13 protein-coding genes and 1 pseudogene are annotated in these 15834 nt (G+C 61.4%); 9 read left to right on the plus strand and 5 right to left on the minus strand.

Going from position 1 to position 15834, the window contains the following annotated elements:
- Positions 1-10: 10 nt before the first annotated feature.
- From ACX3YD_RS20935 to ACX3YD_RS20955, 5 genes are all read left to right on the plus strand, one after another.
- The gene (locus ACX3YD_RS20935; RefSeq protein ID WP_103405264.1) at positions 11-1363 is read left to right on the plus strand and encodes a KamA family radical SAM protein; all 1353 of its coding nucleotides are present in this window, start codon (positions 11-13) and stop codon (positions 1361-1363) included.
- 31 nt (positions 1364-1394) lie between these two features.
- On the plus strand, positions 1395-2267 hold the full coding sequence (locus tag ACX3YD_RS20940) for a branched-chain amino acid aminotransferase (RefSeq protein WP_458960892.1): 873 nt from the start codon (positions 1395-1397) through the stop codon (positions 2265-2267).
- 21 nt (positions 2268-2288) lie between these two features.
- Positions 2289-3047, plus strand: coding sequence for a TauD/TfdA family dioxygenase (locus ACX3YD_RS20945; protein ID WP_458960893.1), 759 nt, complete (start codon positions 2289-2291; stop codon positions 3045-3047).
- 66 nt (positions 3048-3113) lie between these two features.
- A complete protein-coding gene (locus ACX3YD_RS20950) occupies positions 3114-4073 on the plus strand; it encodes a diiron oxygenase (protein ID WP_458960894.1) in 960 nt (319 codons plus the stop codon).
- Between the two features lie 14 nt (positions 4074-4087).
- Positions 4088-4888, plus strand: coding sequence for an N-acyl homoserine lactonase family protein (locus ACX3YD_RS20955; RefSeq protein ID WP_090467253.1), 801 nt, complete (start codon positions 4088-4090; stop codon positions 4886-4888).
- 413 nt (positions 4889-5301) lie between these two features.
- On the opposite strand, the gene ACX3YD_RS20960 is transcribed toward ACX3YD_RS20955, so the two are convergent.
- Positions 5302-6732 (minus strand): aminotransferase-like domain-containing protein, encoded by a 1431-nt coding sequence (locus tag ACX3YD_RS20960; RefSeq protein ID WP_458960895.1) that lies wholly within the window; start codon positions 6730-6732, stop codon positions 5302-5304.
- A 256-nt stretch (positions 6733-6988) separates the two neighbouring features.
- On the opposite strand from ACX3YD_RS20960, the gene ACX3YD_RS20965 reads away from it, so the two are divergent.
- Entirely contained in the window at positions 6989-8320 is a 1332-nt protein-coding gene (locus ACX3YD_RS20965) for an IS4 family transposase (protein ID WP_458959044.1), read from the plus strand.
- Between the two features lie 116 nt (positions 8321-8436).
- Here ACX3YD_RS20965 and ACX3YD_RS20970 read toward each other — a convergent pair whose 3' ends face one another.
- The 3 genes from ACX3YD_RS20970 to ACX3YD_RS20980 form a co-directional block, all read right to left on the minus strand.
- Complete coding sequence (locus ACX3YD_RS20970) at positions 8437-9141, minus strand: hypothetical protein (RefSeq protein WP_047537981.1); 705 nt, start codon at positions 9139-9141, stop codon at positions 8437-8439.
- Between the two features lie 178 nt (positions 9142-9319).
- Positions 9320-10840: a sensor histidine kinase gene (locus tag ACX3YD_RS20975; RefSeq protein WP_458960896.1), complete on the minus strand. Its 1521-nt coding sequence runs from the start codon at positions 10838-10840 to the stop codon at positions 9320-9322.
- Complete coding sequence (locus ACX3YD_RS20980) at positions 10837-11553, minus strand: response regulator transcription factor (protein ID WP_090467259.1); 717 nt, start codon at positions 11551-11553, stop codon at positions 10837-10839. The genes ACX3YD_RS20975 and ACX3YD_RS20980 overlap by 4 nt, the downstream gene beginning before the upstream one ends.
- 216 nt (positions 11554-11769) lie before the next feature.
- Between ACX3YD_RS20980 and msrB the strand changes: the two genes are divergently transcribed.
- The 3 genes from msrB to msrA are packed head-to-tail and all read left to right on the plus strand — an operon-like array spanning position 11770 to position 14848.
- Positions 11770-12300 carry a peptide-methionine (R)-S-oxide reductase MsrB gene (gene msrB, locus ACX3YD_RS20985; RefSeq protein ID WP_458960897.1) on the plus strand — a complete coding sequence of 177 codons (531 nt, stop codon included), beginning with the start codon at positions 11770-11772 and terminating at the stop codon, positions 12298-12300.
- 32 nt (positions 12301-12332) lie between these two features.
- A complete protein-coding gene (locus ACX3YD_RS20990; RefSeq protein ID WP_458960898.1) occupies positions 12333-14111 on the plus strand; it encodes a cytochrome c biogenesis protein DipZ in 1779 nt (592 codons plus the stop codon).
- Between the two features lie 29 nt (positions 14112-14140).
- Positions 14141-14848, plus strand: coding sequence for a peptide-methionine (S)-S-oxide reductase MsrA (msrA, locus tag ACX3YD_RS20995; protein WP_458960899.1), 708 nt, complete (start codon positions 14141-14143; stop codon positions 14846-14848).
- 10 nt (positions 14849-14858) lie between these two features.
- Here the strand turns inward: msrA and ACX3YD_RS21000 are convergent.
- Positions 14859-15761 (minus strand): annotated as a pseudogene (locus ACX3YD_RS21000) (LysR family transcriptional regulator); the annotation flags it as partial.
- Positions 15762-15834: the final 73 nt, after the last annotated feature.

Raw genomic sequence — 15834 nt, forward strand, 5'->3', positions numbered from 1 at the left:
GAGCGCTGCCATGCAAGGACTGTCAGAGCACGAAAAATACAAACCCTATAACGCACGCACCATCCGCGACACGCCGTACTGGCACAAGCTGACACCCGCGTTGCAGGAAGCCATGACCGTGGTGGCCCGGGTCATGCCCTTTCGTACCAACGAATACGTATTGGGAACACTGATCGACTGGAACAACATTCCGGACGATCCGATTTTCCGCATGACCTTTCCCCACAAGGACATGCTGCTGCCAGACGAGTACCAATCGCTCAAGCAGTTGATCGAGCAGGACGACAGCGCCGCCATCAAGCGGCGGATCGAGGCGATCTGGCTACGCATGAACCCGCACCCGGCGGGGCAGCTGACGCACAACGGCGTCACCCTCGACGGAAAAGTCCTGCCGGGCATTCAGCACAAGTACCGCGAGACCGTGCTGTTTTTCCCCGGTGCCGGTCAGACCTGTCATGCGTACTGCACCTTCTGTTTCCGTTGGGCGCAGTTCATCGGCGAAGAAGAACTCAAGTTCAATGCGCGCGAATCCCAGGAACTGGTGAGTTACCTGCGGGTGCACACCGAGGTTACCGATGTGCTGATCACCGGCGGCGACCCGCTGATCATGAACAGCCGATCCCTGGCCGGGTACATCGAGCCGCTGCTGGAATTGCCCCACCTGAAGAGCATCCGCATCGGCACCAAGTCGGTGGCCTATTGGCCGCAACGATTCGTCACTGACAAGGACGCGCCTCAGCTGCTGGCGCTGTTCAAGCGGATCGTCGCGGCCGGGAAAAACCTGTCGATCATGGGGCACTACAACCACCCGGTGGAAATTCGCCAGGACATTGCCCGTCAGGCTGTCGAACGCATCCGCTCCACGGGCGCGACCCTGCGCATGCAGGCGCCGGTGATCCGCCACATCAACGAAAACCCTGCCGATTGGGCGGCGCTGTGGACCGAAGGCGTGCGGCTCGGGGCGGTGCCTTATTACATGTTCGTCGAGCGCGACACCGGCCCCAGCCATTACTTCGCGATGCCGCTGGCACGGGCGTTCGAAATCTTCCAGGCCGCGTACCGCACGGTGTCGGGCCTTGCGCGCACGGTGCGCGGGCCGTCCATGAGCACCTTCTACGGCAAGGTGTTGATCAACGGCATCGAGACTGTCGCCGGGGAAAAAGTCTTTGTCCTGCAGTTCCTCCAGGCCCGCGATCCGCAATGGGTGCTGCGCACCTTTTACGCGCGCTTCGATCCGCAGGTGACCTGGTTCGATGACTTGCAACCGGCCTTTGGCGAGCGAAGGTTTTTCTTTCAGAACGAGCCTGAGCGGTTGCTTGAGTCAGCGCCCGAATTGATACCGGTCCTGCTGCAAACGGCGTAGGACGAATCTTGAACACTGGGGAGACAAGGACATGAGCGGTATCCCGTTTGATCAACGCGAAGGATGGATCTGGCTCGACGGCGAGTTCGTCGAGTGGTCCCAGGCGCGCCTGCACGTACTCAGCCACGGCTTGCATTACGCCAGCACGGTGTATGAAGGGGAGCGCGTCTACAACGGCAAGATCTTCAAGCTGCGCGAACACAGCGAGCGTCTGTATCGGTCGGCGCAATGGATGGATTTTGCGATCCCGTTTGAACTGGCCGAACTGGAAGCGGCCAGCCACGAACTGCTGCAACGCAACAACGTCAGCGACGGTTACCTGCGACCGGTGGCCTGGCGCGGCAGCGAGATGATTTCCACCTCGGCGCGCTTCAATCGCGTGCATGTGGCCATCGCTTGCTGGCAATGGCCGAGCTATTTCGATCCGGCGGCGCGCATGGCCGGTATCCGGTTGAAGACCGCCACCTGGCGACGTCCACCGCCGAGCAGCAGTCCTTTCGAGGCCAAGGCGTCCGGGCATTACCAGATCGCCACACTGAGCAAGCACGACGCGGAAAACAACGGTTACCACGACGCCTTGATGCTCGACTGGCGCGGCCACGTCGCTGAAGCCACCAGTGCCAACGTGTTCTTCGTCAAAGGCCGGACGCTGTACACGCCGGTGCCCGACTGCTTCCTCAACGGCATTACCCGGCAGACCGTGATCGAGCTGGCCACGGCCCTGGATTATCAGGTGGTCGAAGCGACGATTCTGCCGACGCAACTGGGCGACTTCGATGAGTGTTTTCTTACAGGCACCGCCGCCGAAATCACCCCCGTACAGAGCATCGATGAGCAGCACTATCGACCGGGTGATGCCTGTCGCCAATTCATTGCTGCCTACACCTCAACCGTAAACGCCTGATCAACCGCCAGGAATTTCACCATGCCAAATCAAGGGATTGTTGCGTCCAAACCTTACGTCTCACTCGATCATCGCCATGAAGAATTGTCGACCCGTGGCTGGACTGTCCTGACCCCCGGCGAATTCGCCCATGACGTGACAGGCACATTGCATGAGTTCGGTCCGATCATTCCGCAGTTCAACGGGCAAACGGCCTTTGCCATTACCCGCAAACCGGGCTACGAAGACTTGCCGTACTCCCAGAGCATGAACGGCATCGGCCCCCATACCGAAGCGCCGGTATACGGGCCGCCACCGCGTTACCTGGCCCTGCATTGTCACCATCAGGCGACTTGCGGTGGCGGGCATACCGGCTTGGTGGACGGTTACGAATTCCTGAAGTCCCTGGAGCGCACCGAGCCGGAACTGCGCGAGTGGCTGGACGACACGCCGGTGGAGTTTGTCGCGACTGCCAAACCCGGCGAACCCGCGCAAAGCCGGGTCAAGGAGTACATCCTGACGCCGACAGAGGACGGCGACATTTTCCGCTTCAGTTACAACCAGTTTCACTACGGCGACGTGAATCCTTCCAAGGAAGCCTTGCAGCAATCCCAGGTCGCCAACAGCCGCTCGCCACTGGCCAGGTTTGCCACGCTCGGCGAGGCGTATTTCGTCGAGCACAACATCCCGGTGCTGATTCCCGATGGCTGCATGCTGATTTGGGACAACTGGCGAATGATCCACGCCCGCAGTCGTTACACTGACCCGGCGCGCCACCTGACCCGCTATTGGCTGGCCTGATTTTTCCGTCGCCCTTCATTCTTTTGGCGTACCCCTGGTGGGTACGCGTCTTACAGGTATCGCGTCATGCAAACAGCAATCGAGATCGCCAAGGTCGATCATCAACTGATCGTGCGGCTCAATCAGGCCTGGACCCGGCGCGCCACCGTCTGCTCGCCGGACAAGTGGTCGGTCGATGAAGTGTTCGACCCGGCGCGCCCGGATTACCCCGAGCGCATGGTGCCGTTTTTCCATCACCCCAAATTCCAGGCCTTGAGCGAAACGCTCAAGAGCAGCGTGGTGACCTGGGGCTGGATCGGCTACAACCTGCGCACCGTCACCGCCGAAGAGCACGTCGTGAATCCGGCGCTGAGCGTCATTGCCAACCAGTACCTGGGCAAGGACGACTGGCATTTTCGCGAGGCGATGCAGCAAACCCTGATCGATGAGCACTACCACACGCTGATGCACCTGCGGGCCATCGAGCGCACCAAGGTCGACCGGGCACTGGATCAGGATCTGGACTTGCCGCCGTCCGTCACCTACCTGCGCCTGCTGGCCCTGCGTGAATCGCTGGCCGAGCAATGGCAGAAGGATCTGGCGTCGATCACCTTTGCGGTGGTGGCCGAGATCAGCGTCAACGCCTATCTGGATCTTCTGGCGGACGACCAGACCATCCAGCCGCAAAACCGCCGCGTGGCCGAACAGCACAACCGCGATGAGTACGCCCACAGCAAGGTGCTGGCCGAAGTGGCCAAGGTGATGTACGCCAACATGCAGGCGCCTCAGCAGGCATTTTTCGCACGCACCTTGTCGCAGGCGCTGAGTGCCTTTATCGCCCAGGACTACTCGATGTGGGAGGCGATTCTGACGCAGCTTGGGGTCGAAGACGCCGCGCTGATCATTGCCGACACCCGCGAGAGCAACAAGAACGCCACCATCATGCGCGACTACAGCGGCCTGCATCGTCTGGCGCAGGATCTGGGCATCAGCGAGCAGATCGATTTCGATTTTCGTCCGACCCTCAACACCACCGCAGCGGCCTGAACCCGGAGGCGCCCATGTCAGTTCCTGTGTACGAAGTGTTCGCCATCCGTGTCGGCGCCAATGCCCAGCGCACCGCACGGGAGAATTTCCTTTACGACGCCTGCTGCGGTGATCCCAATGCGCCGATGCCGTTGGATTATTACTTCTGGGTCATCCGCAACGAGCAACAAGTGATCGTGGTCGACACCTGTTTTCAACCGGCCACGGCGGATCGGCGCCATCGTCAGATGTACCGCCTGCCGGAGGAATCCCTGCGGCAACTGGACATCGATCCGGCGCAGGTCGAGCACCTGATCCTGACGCATCTGCACTGGGACCACGCCGGCAATCTCGGGCTGTTTCCCAAGGCCACGGTGCATCTGCAGGAAGCGGAGCTGCGCTTCTGCACCGGACCGAAAATGGCTCATCGCACCGTGAATAAAACCTACGAGGTCGACGATGTGATGTCGGCGCTGCCGCCGTTGTTCGAAGGGCGGATGCGCTTGCACGGCGGTACGGTCGAGGTGATGCCCGGTGTGACGCTGCACCCGGTGGGTGGGCATACACCCGGCAGTCAGGTGGTGCGGGTCAATACCGAACGCGGCTGGATCGTGCTGGCCTCGGATGCCGCGCATTTGTGGGTCAACATCCGTGAGCGCAGCCCGTTCCCGATCCTTGACGACCTGGCGCAGACCCTTGAGGCCTTCAGCGAAATCGACCGCCTGGCCGACAGCGAAGACCACGTGATTCCCGGTCACGACCCCCTGATCGCCGAACGCTTCCCGCACTGGAACGACGATCCGCACATCATCAGCCTGCACCAATCCCCGACCTGAAGAACACCCAAACCTGTGGGAGCGACCCTGCTCGCGATGGCGGCGGCACATTCACCATGGATGTGTCTGATAGTCCGCCATCGCTGGCAAGCCAGCTCCCACAGTTGATGGTGGTCGTGCATGAATCCTTCGCTCACTGAAATTCCCCTGTGGGAGCGAGCCTGCTCGCGATGGCGGCGTCACATTCACCATGGATGTGTCTGATAGTCCGCCATCGCTGGCAAGCCAGCTCCCACAGTTGATGGTGGTCGTGCACGAATCCTTCGCTCACTGAAATTCCCCTGTGTGAGCGAGCCTGCTCGCGATGGCGGCGGCACATTCACCATGGATGTGTCTGATAGTCCGCCATCGCTGGCAGGCCAGCTCCCACAGTTGATGGTGGTCGTGCATGAGTCTTGAAGATCCCCTGTGGGCTAGCCACGGTCCTTGAGGATGCGCCCCAAAGTTTGCAGTGCCTCGTCGATTTTTGGCGAATACGGCGTTCCGCAGCCAATGCGCACAAAGTGATTGAAACGCTTGGCATTGGAAAAGATATCCCCAGGGGAAATCTGGATGCCGACCTTCAGCGCCTCATGGAAAAACGCCATGGCCGAGTGCTCGCGCGGCAGTTCCACCCACAGCAAGGTACCGCCCTGCGGGTGGGTCACGTCGGTGCCCTGGGGAAAGTAGCGGGTGATCGCTGCGCTCATTTGCAGGCGCTGTTGCGTCAGGGTTTTGCGCAAGCGACGCAGGTAACGCTCGTAGGACGGTGTCCCCATGAACGCACTGACCGCCAGTTGCGACAACGCCTCGCACCCACGGGATTGGGTGTGTTTGAGCATCTCCACGCGGTCGTGCCATTTCCCCGCGCTGATCCAGCCCAGGCGTATGCCCGGCGCCAGGGTTTTGTTCAGCGAAGCGCAATAGATCAGGTTGCCGGTGCGGTCCCAGTGTTTGAGCGTGGATAACGGCTGCTCGGTGTCCACCAGATCGCCGTAGGTGTCGTCCTCGATCAGCACGGTGTTGTGTTCGGTGCACAACTGAACCAGCCGCGCCTTGTTGGCATCCGGCATGATGCTGCCCAGCGGGTTGTGCAGGTTGGGAATGACGATCAGCGCCTTGATCCGTTCCGGACCTTGCAGCAGTTGTTCGAGGGCCAGAAGATTGATCCCGCTGTGGGGCGTGGCCGGGACTTCCAGTACGCGCAGGTTCAGGCTTTCGAGAATTTGCAGCAGGCCGTAAAACGTCGGCGATTCCACGGCCACGGCGTCGCCGGGCCGGGTCACCGCGCGCAATGCCAGGTTGATCGCTTCGGTGGCGCCGTTGGTGATCACGATGCGATCGGCTGTCAGATGGGTCTTGGTGGTCAGCGCCCGACGGGCCAGTATGTTGCGCAACGCGCTGTTGCCGCAGGTCGAGCCGGCGGCATCGAGCAAATGCTGATCGTGGCGCAGCGCCTTGATCATGTTGTCTTGCAGGGTCTTGAGCGGGTACAGCTGCGGTGCGCAGTAGGCACTGGCGAAATTGACCTTGATCGTCGCCCGCTGGCTGGCCTTGAGCACCGAGGACACCTGTTCGTGAATGCCGACGTAGACCCCGGTGTCCAGGAGCGGCGGCGGGGCGGCGGGGGCGGGTTTGACCGGTGTGTCGGGCTGGCGGATGTAGTTGCCGGAGCGTGGCCGCGCTTCCAGCACTCCGTGGTCCTCCAGCTCGCGGCACACCTGCACCGCGGTCGACAGGCTGACGGCATGCTTTTCCATCATCAGCCGAATCGAGGGAAATCGTTCACCGGTTTTCAGGGTGCCGCTGCGGATGGCGTCCAGGTAGTGGTTGGCTAGCTGACGATACAAGGGCGTCGTGTTCATGATGACCTCAGCAATCGCACCACTGAGGTCTTGGGCTGGAAAGTGAGTTGACGCTCCCCCGCAGGCGGACCCGTGGTGCTCAAGGGGTTAAGGGAAGGTGGTTCTGGCGTCGATACTGGAAGAGTAATCGCGGATTGCGAGGAATCACGGGCAATAAAAAGCCCCGACTGGTTCGTAATGCTGTTCACTTAAGCATTTGAGTCCCAACCGGGCTTCATCGAAAATCCGATGCCAGACCTCTGGCATCGGATTTTTTATGTCTGTTCAACAGGACCTGCTCGACCTCGGCGACCTTTTCAACTTCTGCGACCTGAGCACTTTTACTCAAAACATTCCCCTTGAATGGATAGCGTCTGCACTGGATTTGTCGAGTCAGGCGACCATTCGCCGGCGTCGTCTGCCCGCTGATCAAGTGCTTTGGTTGGTCTTGGGGATGGCGCTATTTCGAGATGAGCCCGTTCACGAAGTGGCCAGACGCCTGAATATCTGCGCCCAAGGTCTGGCTTCTGACCACTTGTTGGCCCGCAGCGGTGTGACCGAGGCGCGAAAGCGGCTCGGTGCCGATCCTGTTGAGTGGCTGTTTCGCAAGACCGGTACTCAATGGGGGGCAGAGCGCTACGACGATGATGCCTGGCACGACCTGCAGGTATTCGCGGTGGACGGTGCACTTTTACGCACCCCGGATACGCCCGAGCTTCGGGACCACTTCGGGTCGGGAAATACTCCGAGTGAGCGCCAGACACCGTTTCCCATGCTGCGCCTTGTGGCGCTGATGAATGTGCGTTCGCATGTGATCCTGGATGCGCAATTGAGCCCTTACCGACGCAGTGAAATGCGCTTGGCCGACGAGTTTTTGCAGCAGATTCCCGACCACTCGGTGACGCTGTTCGACAAAGGGTTCTGGGGCGCCGAGCTGCTGTCGAGTCTGAGCAGCGCGGGTAGCAACCGTCACTGGTTGATCCCGGCAAAAAAAGGACTGGTCTGCGAAGAAGTGAGCCGCTACAGCCAGCATGATCGTTTGGTGCGCATGAAAGTCTCGCCGCAGGCCAGAAAGCGAAATCCGGCCCTTCCATCGCACTGGGAGGTACGTGAAGTCAGCTATGAAATTCAAGGCAAGGTGAAGACCGTCATGACGTCCTTGCCGGTTGACACCTACAACGCCAAAGCCGTGGCCAAGCTTTATCAGGAACGCTGGGAGATCGAGCTGGGCTTCAGAGACATCAAGAGTTCGATGCAACAGAACGCCATGACCTTGCGCAGCAAAAAAGTCGAGCTGATTTATCAGGAGGTGTGGGGACTTTTGCTGGCTTACAACGTAATTCGTCGGGAAGCCAGTCAGGCAGCGGTGGCGTTTGGCCGAGCGCCCTCGGACATCCGTTTCAAACCGGCTTGTCAGTACATCGCGGTGCAATTGATTGTGATGGCAGCGGCCAACCCGATTTCAGCCACAGGGAGACGCTTGGCAGAGTTAAGGGCAGGTATTGGAGGATTGTTTCTGGATCACCGTCCAAGGCCTTCGAGGCCAAGGACGGTGAAGATCTCAAAAACCCGATTTCCAGTAGACCGTAAGGCTGCTCCACTTAAGTGAACAGCATTACGCGCTGGGGCGGGGCTCTTAAATGAGTCTATGGGGTCTTGTGGCGAGATGACTTGCCGGTGGCGAGGGGGCCCCCTCACACCAGGGCAAGTCGAGGGTGTATCGGGTTACTGCGCGGCGATGCTGTAGCCGTCGAACGCGGTTTGCTGCTGCAGGGCGGTGATGATGTTCTTGCGGTTGACGGCTTGGGGGGCGCCGCTGTTGTCCAGGAACGTATCACTTTCCAACTCGGCTTCATCGCCTTCGCCGACGAAGGTAAAGCCCAGGAATTCCAGGGCGTCACGGTCAACGTTCAAGCGCGAACGCGGAGTGCGCAGCGGCAGGGTCACGCTCATGCCGTCCTTGCTGATGGTGAACACTTCGGCATCCTTCTTGGCTCGCGCCGCCTTGCTCTTGCCGCTGCTCGGGTTACTGATGGCCTGGTGCGTCTGGTTCAGCACCTTCAATGCCAGCCCGTAAACGATCTCCTGAAAGGCCGGGTCGTCCTTGAAGCTGGAGAGGATGCGGCTGATCGGGAACTTGCTGCTCAGGTCTTCCAGGGCGGCGATGTCGGCCGCTTCGGCGTCCTTGAGCTGCTTGAGTTCGCCCATCAACTCGTAAGCCTTATCGTCGTCGAAGTTGTCGTGGGCCTGGCGAATCGCCGCGCGCAGTTCGCGGATCTGATCGCTTTCACGGCTCGATTGAAACGCGTCGAGGACCATCTCACTGATGGTTTTCGCCTGAGGCACGTGTTGTGAAAGATTGATGGAGTTTTCGTATTCCGCTTTGGACGACAAGGTGACTACGGATTCAGCGGTGTTGGAATCGGACATTGAAAATTCACTACTTCTTTTAACTTGAATAGAGGCGAGAAAGCACGGGGGCCTTTTCAGGCCGCCTAATCTATTGGACCGGGGCGGGGTTGTCACGGACCAACAGGCCAACGGAGCAAATCAAGGCGTGCACCTCGCTGCAGGTGCAGGCTTGCCCGCGATGGGACGCCTCGGCCCGTCAGGCGTGCCCCGGTGTGTTCAGGTTCATTGAACGCTCTGCCAACGCCGACGCGGTGGCTTCATCCACTGCGAGAGAGAAGCGGAACGTTGCGCCGCGTCCTGGCACATCGATCAACTGAATGTCGCGGCCGTGCAATTGCAGGATGCGGTGCACGATCCGCAGGCCCAACCCGCCATCACGCCGTGCCCCGCCAATATTGAACGGCCGCAGGAACAGGCCTTCGCGCAGCTCGGGGGCGATGCCGGGGCCGGTGTCACTGACGGTGACTTCAACAAACGATCCCTGTGGCCGCAAGCCGAGTTCGATCTCGCCACCGGGTGGGGTATGGCGCAAGGCATTGTCGAACAGGTTGGTCAGCACCCGTTCGATCAACCCCAGATCAGCGCAGGCCGCCGAAACGTGAGGGGCAAACGTGGCCTTCAATTCGACCTGACGCGCCTCGGCCGTCAGCTCGAATTTCTGGAAGATGTCCTGGGCCAGGTCGGTCAGGGAGAAGCGCTCCAGCACCGGTTGCACGAAGCCATGTTCGAGTCGCACCAGTTCCAGCAGCGATTGCGCCAGGCCACCGACCTTGCGGCTCTGGTCCAGCGCGATGCCCAGGTAACGACGACGGTCGGCGGGGGACAGGGTGGCGTCCTTGAGCGACAGGGTTTCCAGGTAACCATGCAGCGACGCGAGCGGGGTGCGCAGGTCGTGGGAGATGTTCGCCACCAGTTCGCGGCGCTCCTGATCCTGGCGGGTCAAGGTGCGCCATTGTTCACTGAGGCGTGCCTGCATCTGCCGGAACGTGGCGTCGAGTATGGCGATTTCGTCATGGCTGGCGGCTTTCTCCATCGGAGCCGCTGTGGGCGGCGTGACCGGAACGCCGTCGATGTCGAACTGGCTGACGGTCTCGGTCAGGCGGCGCAATGGCCGGGTGATCAGGGCGAACGCCGTGAGACCGGCGATCAGGCACAGCAACGCTACCAAGCCGATGGACAGCAGCGCGGTATTCAGCGCCGCGCTGGTCGCACCGCGTTCGGCGAGGCGATCATGGTCTTCGCCGAGTAACACCACATAGAGATACCCAGCCGGTTTGCCATCGACCTTGAGCGGCGCGGCGCTGAACACCTTGCGCCCGTCGACACTGCGTGGATCGTCGCCGGGAATCGGCAAGGCGTCGCCCCTGAGCAGGCGCTGGATCGGCGCCAGGTCGACCCGCTCGCGGTGTATCCGACCCTCCGGCGCGGCGCTGCCGACAATCTTGCCCTCGGTGTCGAGCAGGTACACCTCGACACTCGGGTTGACCAGCATCAACTGGCTGAACAGATCGCGCACGGCACCGGGCATCAGGCCCTTGGTGTCCATCAGCACCGTGTCGCTGGCGATGTGTTGCGCCAGGTCCCGGGACAAACCTTGCACCACTTCTTGCTCGTGCATCTGGTTGGAGCGCACCTGCATCCACGCCGACGTACCGCAGCACACCAGCAGCAACACGGCGAACACCAGCGACAGGCGTTGTGTCAGGGTTAACCTCATGGCTGCTCCTCCCCGGTCGCGAATTTGTAGCCGCGCCCCCACACCGTCAGGATGCGCACCGGTTGCGCCGGGTCGGTCTCGATCTTGGCGCGCAGGCGGTTGATGTGGGTGTTGACCGTGTGTTCGTAGCCTTCGTGGCTGTAGCCCCACACGGCATTGAGCAGGTCCATGCGCGAAAACACCTTGCCGGGCTGGCGGGCGAAGAAGTAGAGCAAGTCGAATTCTCGCGGGGTGAGGTCCAGGCGCCGACCGTCGAGGGACACTTCTCGGGTGATCGGATCGATGGCCAGACCGTCGAGGATCAGGCTGCCAGCATCCATCTTCAGGTTGCGCGCCATGGCGTCGACCCGGCGCAGCAGCGCTTTGACCCGGGCCACCAGTTCAAGCATGGAAAACGGCTTGGCCAGGTAATCGTCGGCCCCCAGTTCCAGGCCGAGAATCCGGTGCACTTCGCTGGAGCGGGCGCTGGTGATGATGATCGGGGTGTAGCGCGCCATGGCACGGGCGCGCCGGCAGATTTCCAGGCCGTCGACGCCGGGCAGCATCAGGTCGAGGATCAGCGCATCCCAACTGCCTTGCTGCAGCAGGCGCATGCCTTCGTTGCCGTCCGCGCAGTGCACCACCTCGAACTGCTCATCGCGCAGGTGCAGGCAGATCAGGTCGGCGATATGCAAATCGTCCTCGACCACGAGGACTCGTTTGGTCTGTTCCATCCAGCTCAATCCTTCGGCGCAATGAATGCATTGTGCGAAATGCTGCTCGTGGTAGGCGCGAGCCTGCTCGCTCCCACCATTGAAATACCCAGGCATTGTGCGGCTTTTCCGCGGCCGGAGTTATCACGAATTGTTTAACTCCCCGTGAGGATTTGGCGATCACCCCAAGCCTAGGCTGTGTTCAATGAAAACGGCCCAGGATTTTTGGAGGCGGCGATGGATTCAAGACGATTTTCGCGGCGGCAATTTCTCGCAGTGAGCGGCGGACTGGGGGTTGCAGCCCTGGCCATCGGCCTGTTGCCCAAATTTTCCGCGAGTACCGCGCTGATCAGCGAGGCGGACGCGGCAGAGGTGTTCGAAGTGACCCACAGCGACAGTGAATGGCACGCGATCCTGAGCGACGAACAGTATGAAATCCTCCGTGAGGAGGGCACTGAACGGGCCTACAGCAGCCCGCTCAACAATGAGCACCGCGACGGCACGTTTGCCTGTGCCGGTTGCGACCTGCCGCTGTTTTCCTCGGCGACCAAGTTCGACAGCCGCACCGGTTGGCCGAGTTTCTGGATGCCGCTGGACAAGGCCGTGGCCACCCGTCAGGACCGCTCCTTCGGTGTGCTGCGCGAAGAGGTTCACTGCCGGCGTTGCGGCGGGCATCTGGGCCATGTCTTCGATGACGGTCCAAAACCCACCGGGCTGCGCTACTGCATGAACGGCCTGGCCATGAAGTTCGAGCCCAGGACAGCCTGATTCCCACCCCTCATTTTTTGCAGGTAATCGCCATGTGGCTACTGCTCCTTGCTTACCTCGGTGGTGTGCTGACGATCGTCAGCCCGTGCATTCTGCCGGTCCTGCCGTTCGTCTTTGCCCGCACCGGACAGCCGTTCATCAAAAGCGGATTGCCGCTGCTGGCCGGGATGGCGCTGACCTTCGCGCTGGTGGCCACCCTGGCGGCGGTCGGCGGTGGTTGGGTGGTGCAACTCAATCAATACGGGCGCTGGCTGGCGCTGGTGTTCGTGGCGCTGTTCGGCCTGACGCTGTTGTTGCCGCAACTGGCTGAGCGTCTGACCCGCCCGCTCGTGGCGGCCGGCAGTCGCCTGTCGGAAGTGGCCGGCGCCGATGCGCGGCCGCGTCCTGGCGCTTCGTTCTTGATCGGCGTTGCCACGGGGCTGCTGTGGGCACCCTGTGCCGGGCCGATTCTGGGGTTGTTACTGACCGGTGCGGCGCTGCAAGGTGCGAGCATCCAGACCACCTTGCTGCTGTTGGCCTATGCCGCCGGTGCCGCCACATCGTTGGCCGTGGCATTGCTGCTCGGCGGCAAGGTCTTCGCCGCGATGAAGCGTTCAATCGGTGCCGGGGAGTGGCTGCGTCGTGGCCTCGGCGCGGCGATGCTGGCGGGTGTGGCGGCGATTGCCCTGGGGCTCGATACCGGGCTTCTGGCGCGATTCTCCACGGCCTCGACCGGCGGAATCGAGCAGGCGCTGGTCGGACGCCTGGCCGACAAGTCACCCCGTGACAGCGCGGCGATGAGGGCGCAAAACCCGGTGTCTGAAGAAGGTGCACTGCCAGTGGCTGACAAAGCCCCGGGCACCTTGCCGGTCGAAGGCAACCTGCCACCGCTGAGCGGCGCGGTGCAGTGGCTCAACTCGCCACCGCTCGATGCCCAGGCCTTGAAGGGCAAAGTGGTGCTGGTGGATTTCTGGACTTACTCCTGCATCAACTGCCTGCGTTCGCTGCCCTATGTCAAAGCCTGGGCCGAGAAATATCGCGATCAGGGCCTGGTGGTGATCGGCGTGCATGCCCCGGAGTTTGCCTTCGAACGCGACGTTAAAAATGTCACCCAGGCCATGAAGGACCTGGGGATCAATTACCCGGTGGCCATTGATAACGAGTTCAAGATCTGGCGTGCCTTCAACAACGAATACTGGCCGGCGCACTATTTCGCCGACGCCCAGGGGCGTATCCGCTATCACCACTTTGGCGAAGGCGAGTACGCCGAATCGGAGCGGGTCATCCAGCAACTGTTGCGTGAAGCCGGCGCGACCAAGGTGTCGGACGGGCTGATCAGCGCCAAGGCCGATGGCGTGCAGATGGCCCCGGACAACAACGAAGTGCTGTCGCCGGAAACTTACGTCGGCTACCAGCGAGCCGAGCATTTCGTGCCGGAAACCTCACTGGTGCCGGACAAAGTGGCGACCTACACGCCAGCGAAGCAGTTGGCCCTCAACGACTGGAGCCTGGGCGGCCAGTGGCATGTCGGCTCGGAACGGGCCACCGCCAGCGCCCCGGACAGCCGCATCGTTTATCGCTTCCACGCCCGTGATTTGCACCTGGTGCTCGGCCCCGGCGCGGACGGCAAACCGGTGCGCTTCAAAGTGCTGATCGACGGCAAGGCCCCCGGCGATGCCCATGGCATGGACGTGGCGCCTGATGGCAGCGGTCGCGTGACGGAACAGCGTTTGTATCAACTGGTGCGCCAGAACAGCGGCGTGAGCGACCGCACGTTCAGCATCGAGTTTCTGGATCCGGGCGCATCGGCCTACGCCTTTACCTTCGGCTGATCGACCTCAATTCTTCAGGAGTCAACGTCATGAAAAACCTGTTCACCTGGCGCCGTACCTTATTGGGACTGGCTGCTGCCGGCATCATCAGTCAGTGCTCGGCGTTCTCTTTCGGTGGTGCTGAAGAGGCTGTCGTCCTGCCCCCTCCGACCCTGGATGAAAGCACGCAGGCCCACAGCGAAACGGCCGTGTTTGCCGGGGGGTGCTTCTGGGGCGTTCAAGGGGTGTTCCAGCATGTCAAAGGCGTGAAAAACGCCGTCTCGGGGTACGCGGGCGGTGCGGCTGACACGGCCCGGTACGAGCGCGTCAGCAATGGCAATACCGGGCATGCGGAGTCGGTTGAAGTGACCTTCGACCCGAGTCAGGTCAGCTATGGCACCTTGCTGCAAATCTACTTCTCGGTGGCGCACAACCCGACCGAACTCAACCGCCAGGGACCGGACAGTGGCACTCAATACCGCTCGGCCATTTTCACCCAAAGCAGCGAACAGCAGCGGGTGGCCCAGGCCTACATCAGCCAGCTCGACGCCGCTCATGCCTTCAACAAACCGATTGTGACCCAACTGGAAAGCTACAACGGTTTCTACCCGGCGGAGGAAGAGCATCAGGACTTTCTGACCGAGCATCCGACGTACCCTTACATCGTGATCAACGACCTGCCGAAAGTGGCACAGCTCAAGCAGCTGTACCCGGACCGCTATCAGGAAAAACCGGTGCTGGTGAAGGCGAGGCTGTGAGGGGCGGCGAGTGCTTGCCCCACATCTTCACGGCGAAGTCGACGAAACGACGCAGTTTCGGCAGGCGATGTCGATCCTGGGCATAGACCAGGTGCATCGGCCGGCTCGGCAGTTGATAGCTCGGCATCAGGGCGACCAGTTTGCCATCGCGCAGGTCTTGCTCCACCAGCGCATCGGGCACCATCACGATGCCCATGCCGGTGCGCGCCGCTTGATGCAAACCCGCCGAGCTGTTGATCAGCATCGGACCGCTGACCGCCACCTCGACTTCGCCTTCAGGACCGTGCAGGCGCCATTGCCGGGCCACTGATTGCCAGTCATCGCCGGCCGGGTAGGCGAACGCCAGGCAGTCGTGCTGTTGCAGGTCTTCGGGTTTTTCCGGGGTGCCCCGACGCGCCAGGTATTCCCTGGAGGCGCACATGGTCAGGGTGTAGTCGATCAGCGGGCGGGCGATCAGGTTGGACGGTTCGAGTGCGCCCAGGCGGAAGGCCGCGTCAAAGCCGTTGTCCAGCAAGTCCGGGCGTCGATTGGTGAGCACCACGTCCAGCTTCACCCGCGGGTTGTGCAAGCTGAATTCACTCAAGGCCGGCGCCAGGCGCTCGGTGCCGAAGGTCAGCGGTGCGGTGATGCGAAGGGTGCCGCTGGGCTCATCGTGGGTTTGCTCCGCCAGGCGCTCGGAATCCGCCACCAGCCCCAGCACTTCGAGGCAGCGTTGATAGTACGCCGTGCCAAATTCGGTCAGGCGCTGGCGCCGGGTCGTCCGGTTGAGCAGGCGCACACCCAGGCGCTGCTCCAGGGCCTTGAGATGATTGCCCACCATGGTCGTGGACATCTCACATTGCTGGGCGGCGGCGGTCATGCTGCCGGCTTCGACTACACGTACGTAAACGCTCATTGCCTGGAACAAATCCATTATCAAGCCTGGCTTTAAAATGAATGAAGTTTTGCTGAGTTTATCCAGCACTGGTGGCTAACCATACTGCAAA

This window comes from Pseudomonas fluorescens group sp. PF-1, from assembly GCF_054481335.1.

Bases quoted from the DNA above. Each gene is read 5' to 3' on its own strand.
- ACX3YD_RS20935 (WP_103405264.1), top strand. From the start codon at position 11: ATGCAAGGACTGTCAGAGCACGAAAAATACAAACCCTATAACGCACGC.
- ACX3YD_RS20940 (WP_458960892.1), top strand. From the start codon at position 1,395: ATGAGCGGTATCCCGTTTGATCAACGCGAAGGATGGATCTGGCTCGAC.
- ACX3YD_RS20945 (WP_458960893.1), top strand. From the start codon at position 2,289: ATGCCAAATCAAGGGATTGTTGCGTCCAAACCTTACGTCTCACTCGAT.
- ACX3YD_RS20950 (WP_458960894.1), top strand. From the start codon at position 3,114: ATGCAAACAGCAATCGAGATCGCCAAGGTCGATCATCAACTGATCGTG.
- ACX3YD_RS20955 (WP_090467253.1), top strand. From the start codon at position 4,088: ATGTCAGTTCCTGTGTACGAAGTGTTCGCCATCCGTGTCGGCGCCAAT.
- ACX3YD_RS20960 (WP_458960895.1), bottom strand. From the start codon at position 6,732: ATGAACACGACGCCCTTGTATCGTCAGCTAGCCAACCACTACCTGGAC.
- ACX3YD_RS20965 (WP_458959044.1), top strand. From the start codon at position 6,989: ATGTCTGTTCAACAGGACCTGCTCGACCTCGGCGACCTTTTCAACTTC.
- ACX3YD_RS20970 (WP_047537981.1), bottom strand. From the start codon at position 9,141: ATGTCCGATTCCAACACCGCTGAATCCGTAGTCACCTTGTCGTCCAAA.
- ACX3YD_RS20975 (WP_458960896.1), bottom strand. From the start codon at position 10,840: ATGAGGTTAACCCTGACACAACGCCTGTCGCTGGTGTTCGCCGTGTTG.
- ACX3YD_RS20980 (WP_090467259.1), bottom strand. From the start codon at position 11,553: ATGGAACAGACCAAACGAGTCCTCGTGGTCGAGGACGATTTGCATATC.
- msrB (WP_458960897.1), top strand. From the start codon at position 11,770: ATGGATTCAAGACGATTTTCGCGGCGGCAATTTCTCGCAGTGAGCGGC.
- ACX3YD_RS20990 (WP_458960898.1), top strand. From the start codon at position 12,333: ATGTGGCTACTGCTCCTTGCTTACCTCGGTGGTGTGCTGACGATCGTC.
- msrA (WP_458960899.1), top strand. From the start codon at position 14,141: ATGAAAAACCTGTTCACCTGGCGCCGTACCTTATTGGGACTGGCTGCT.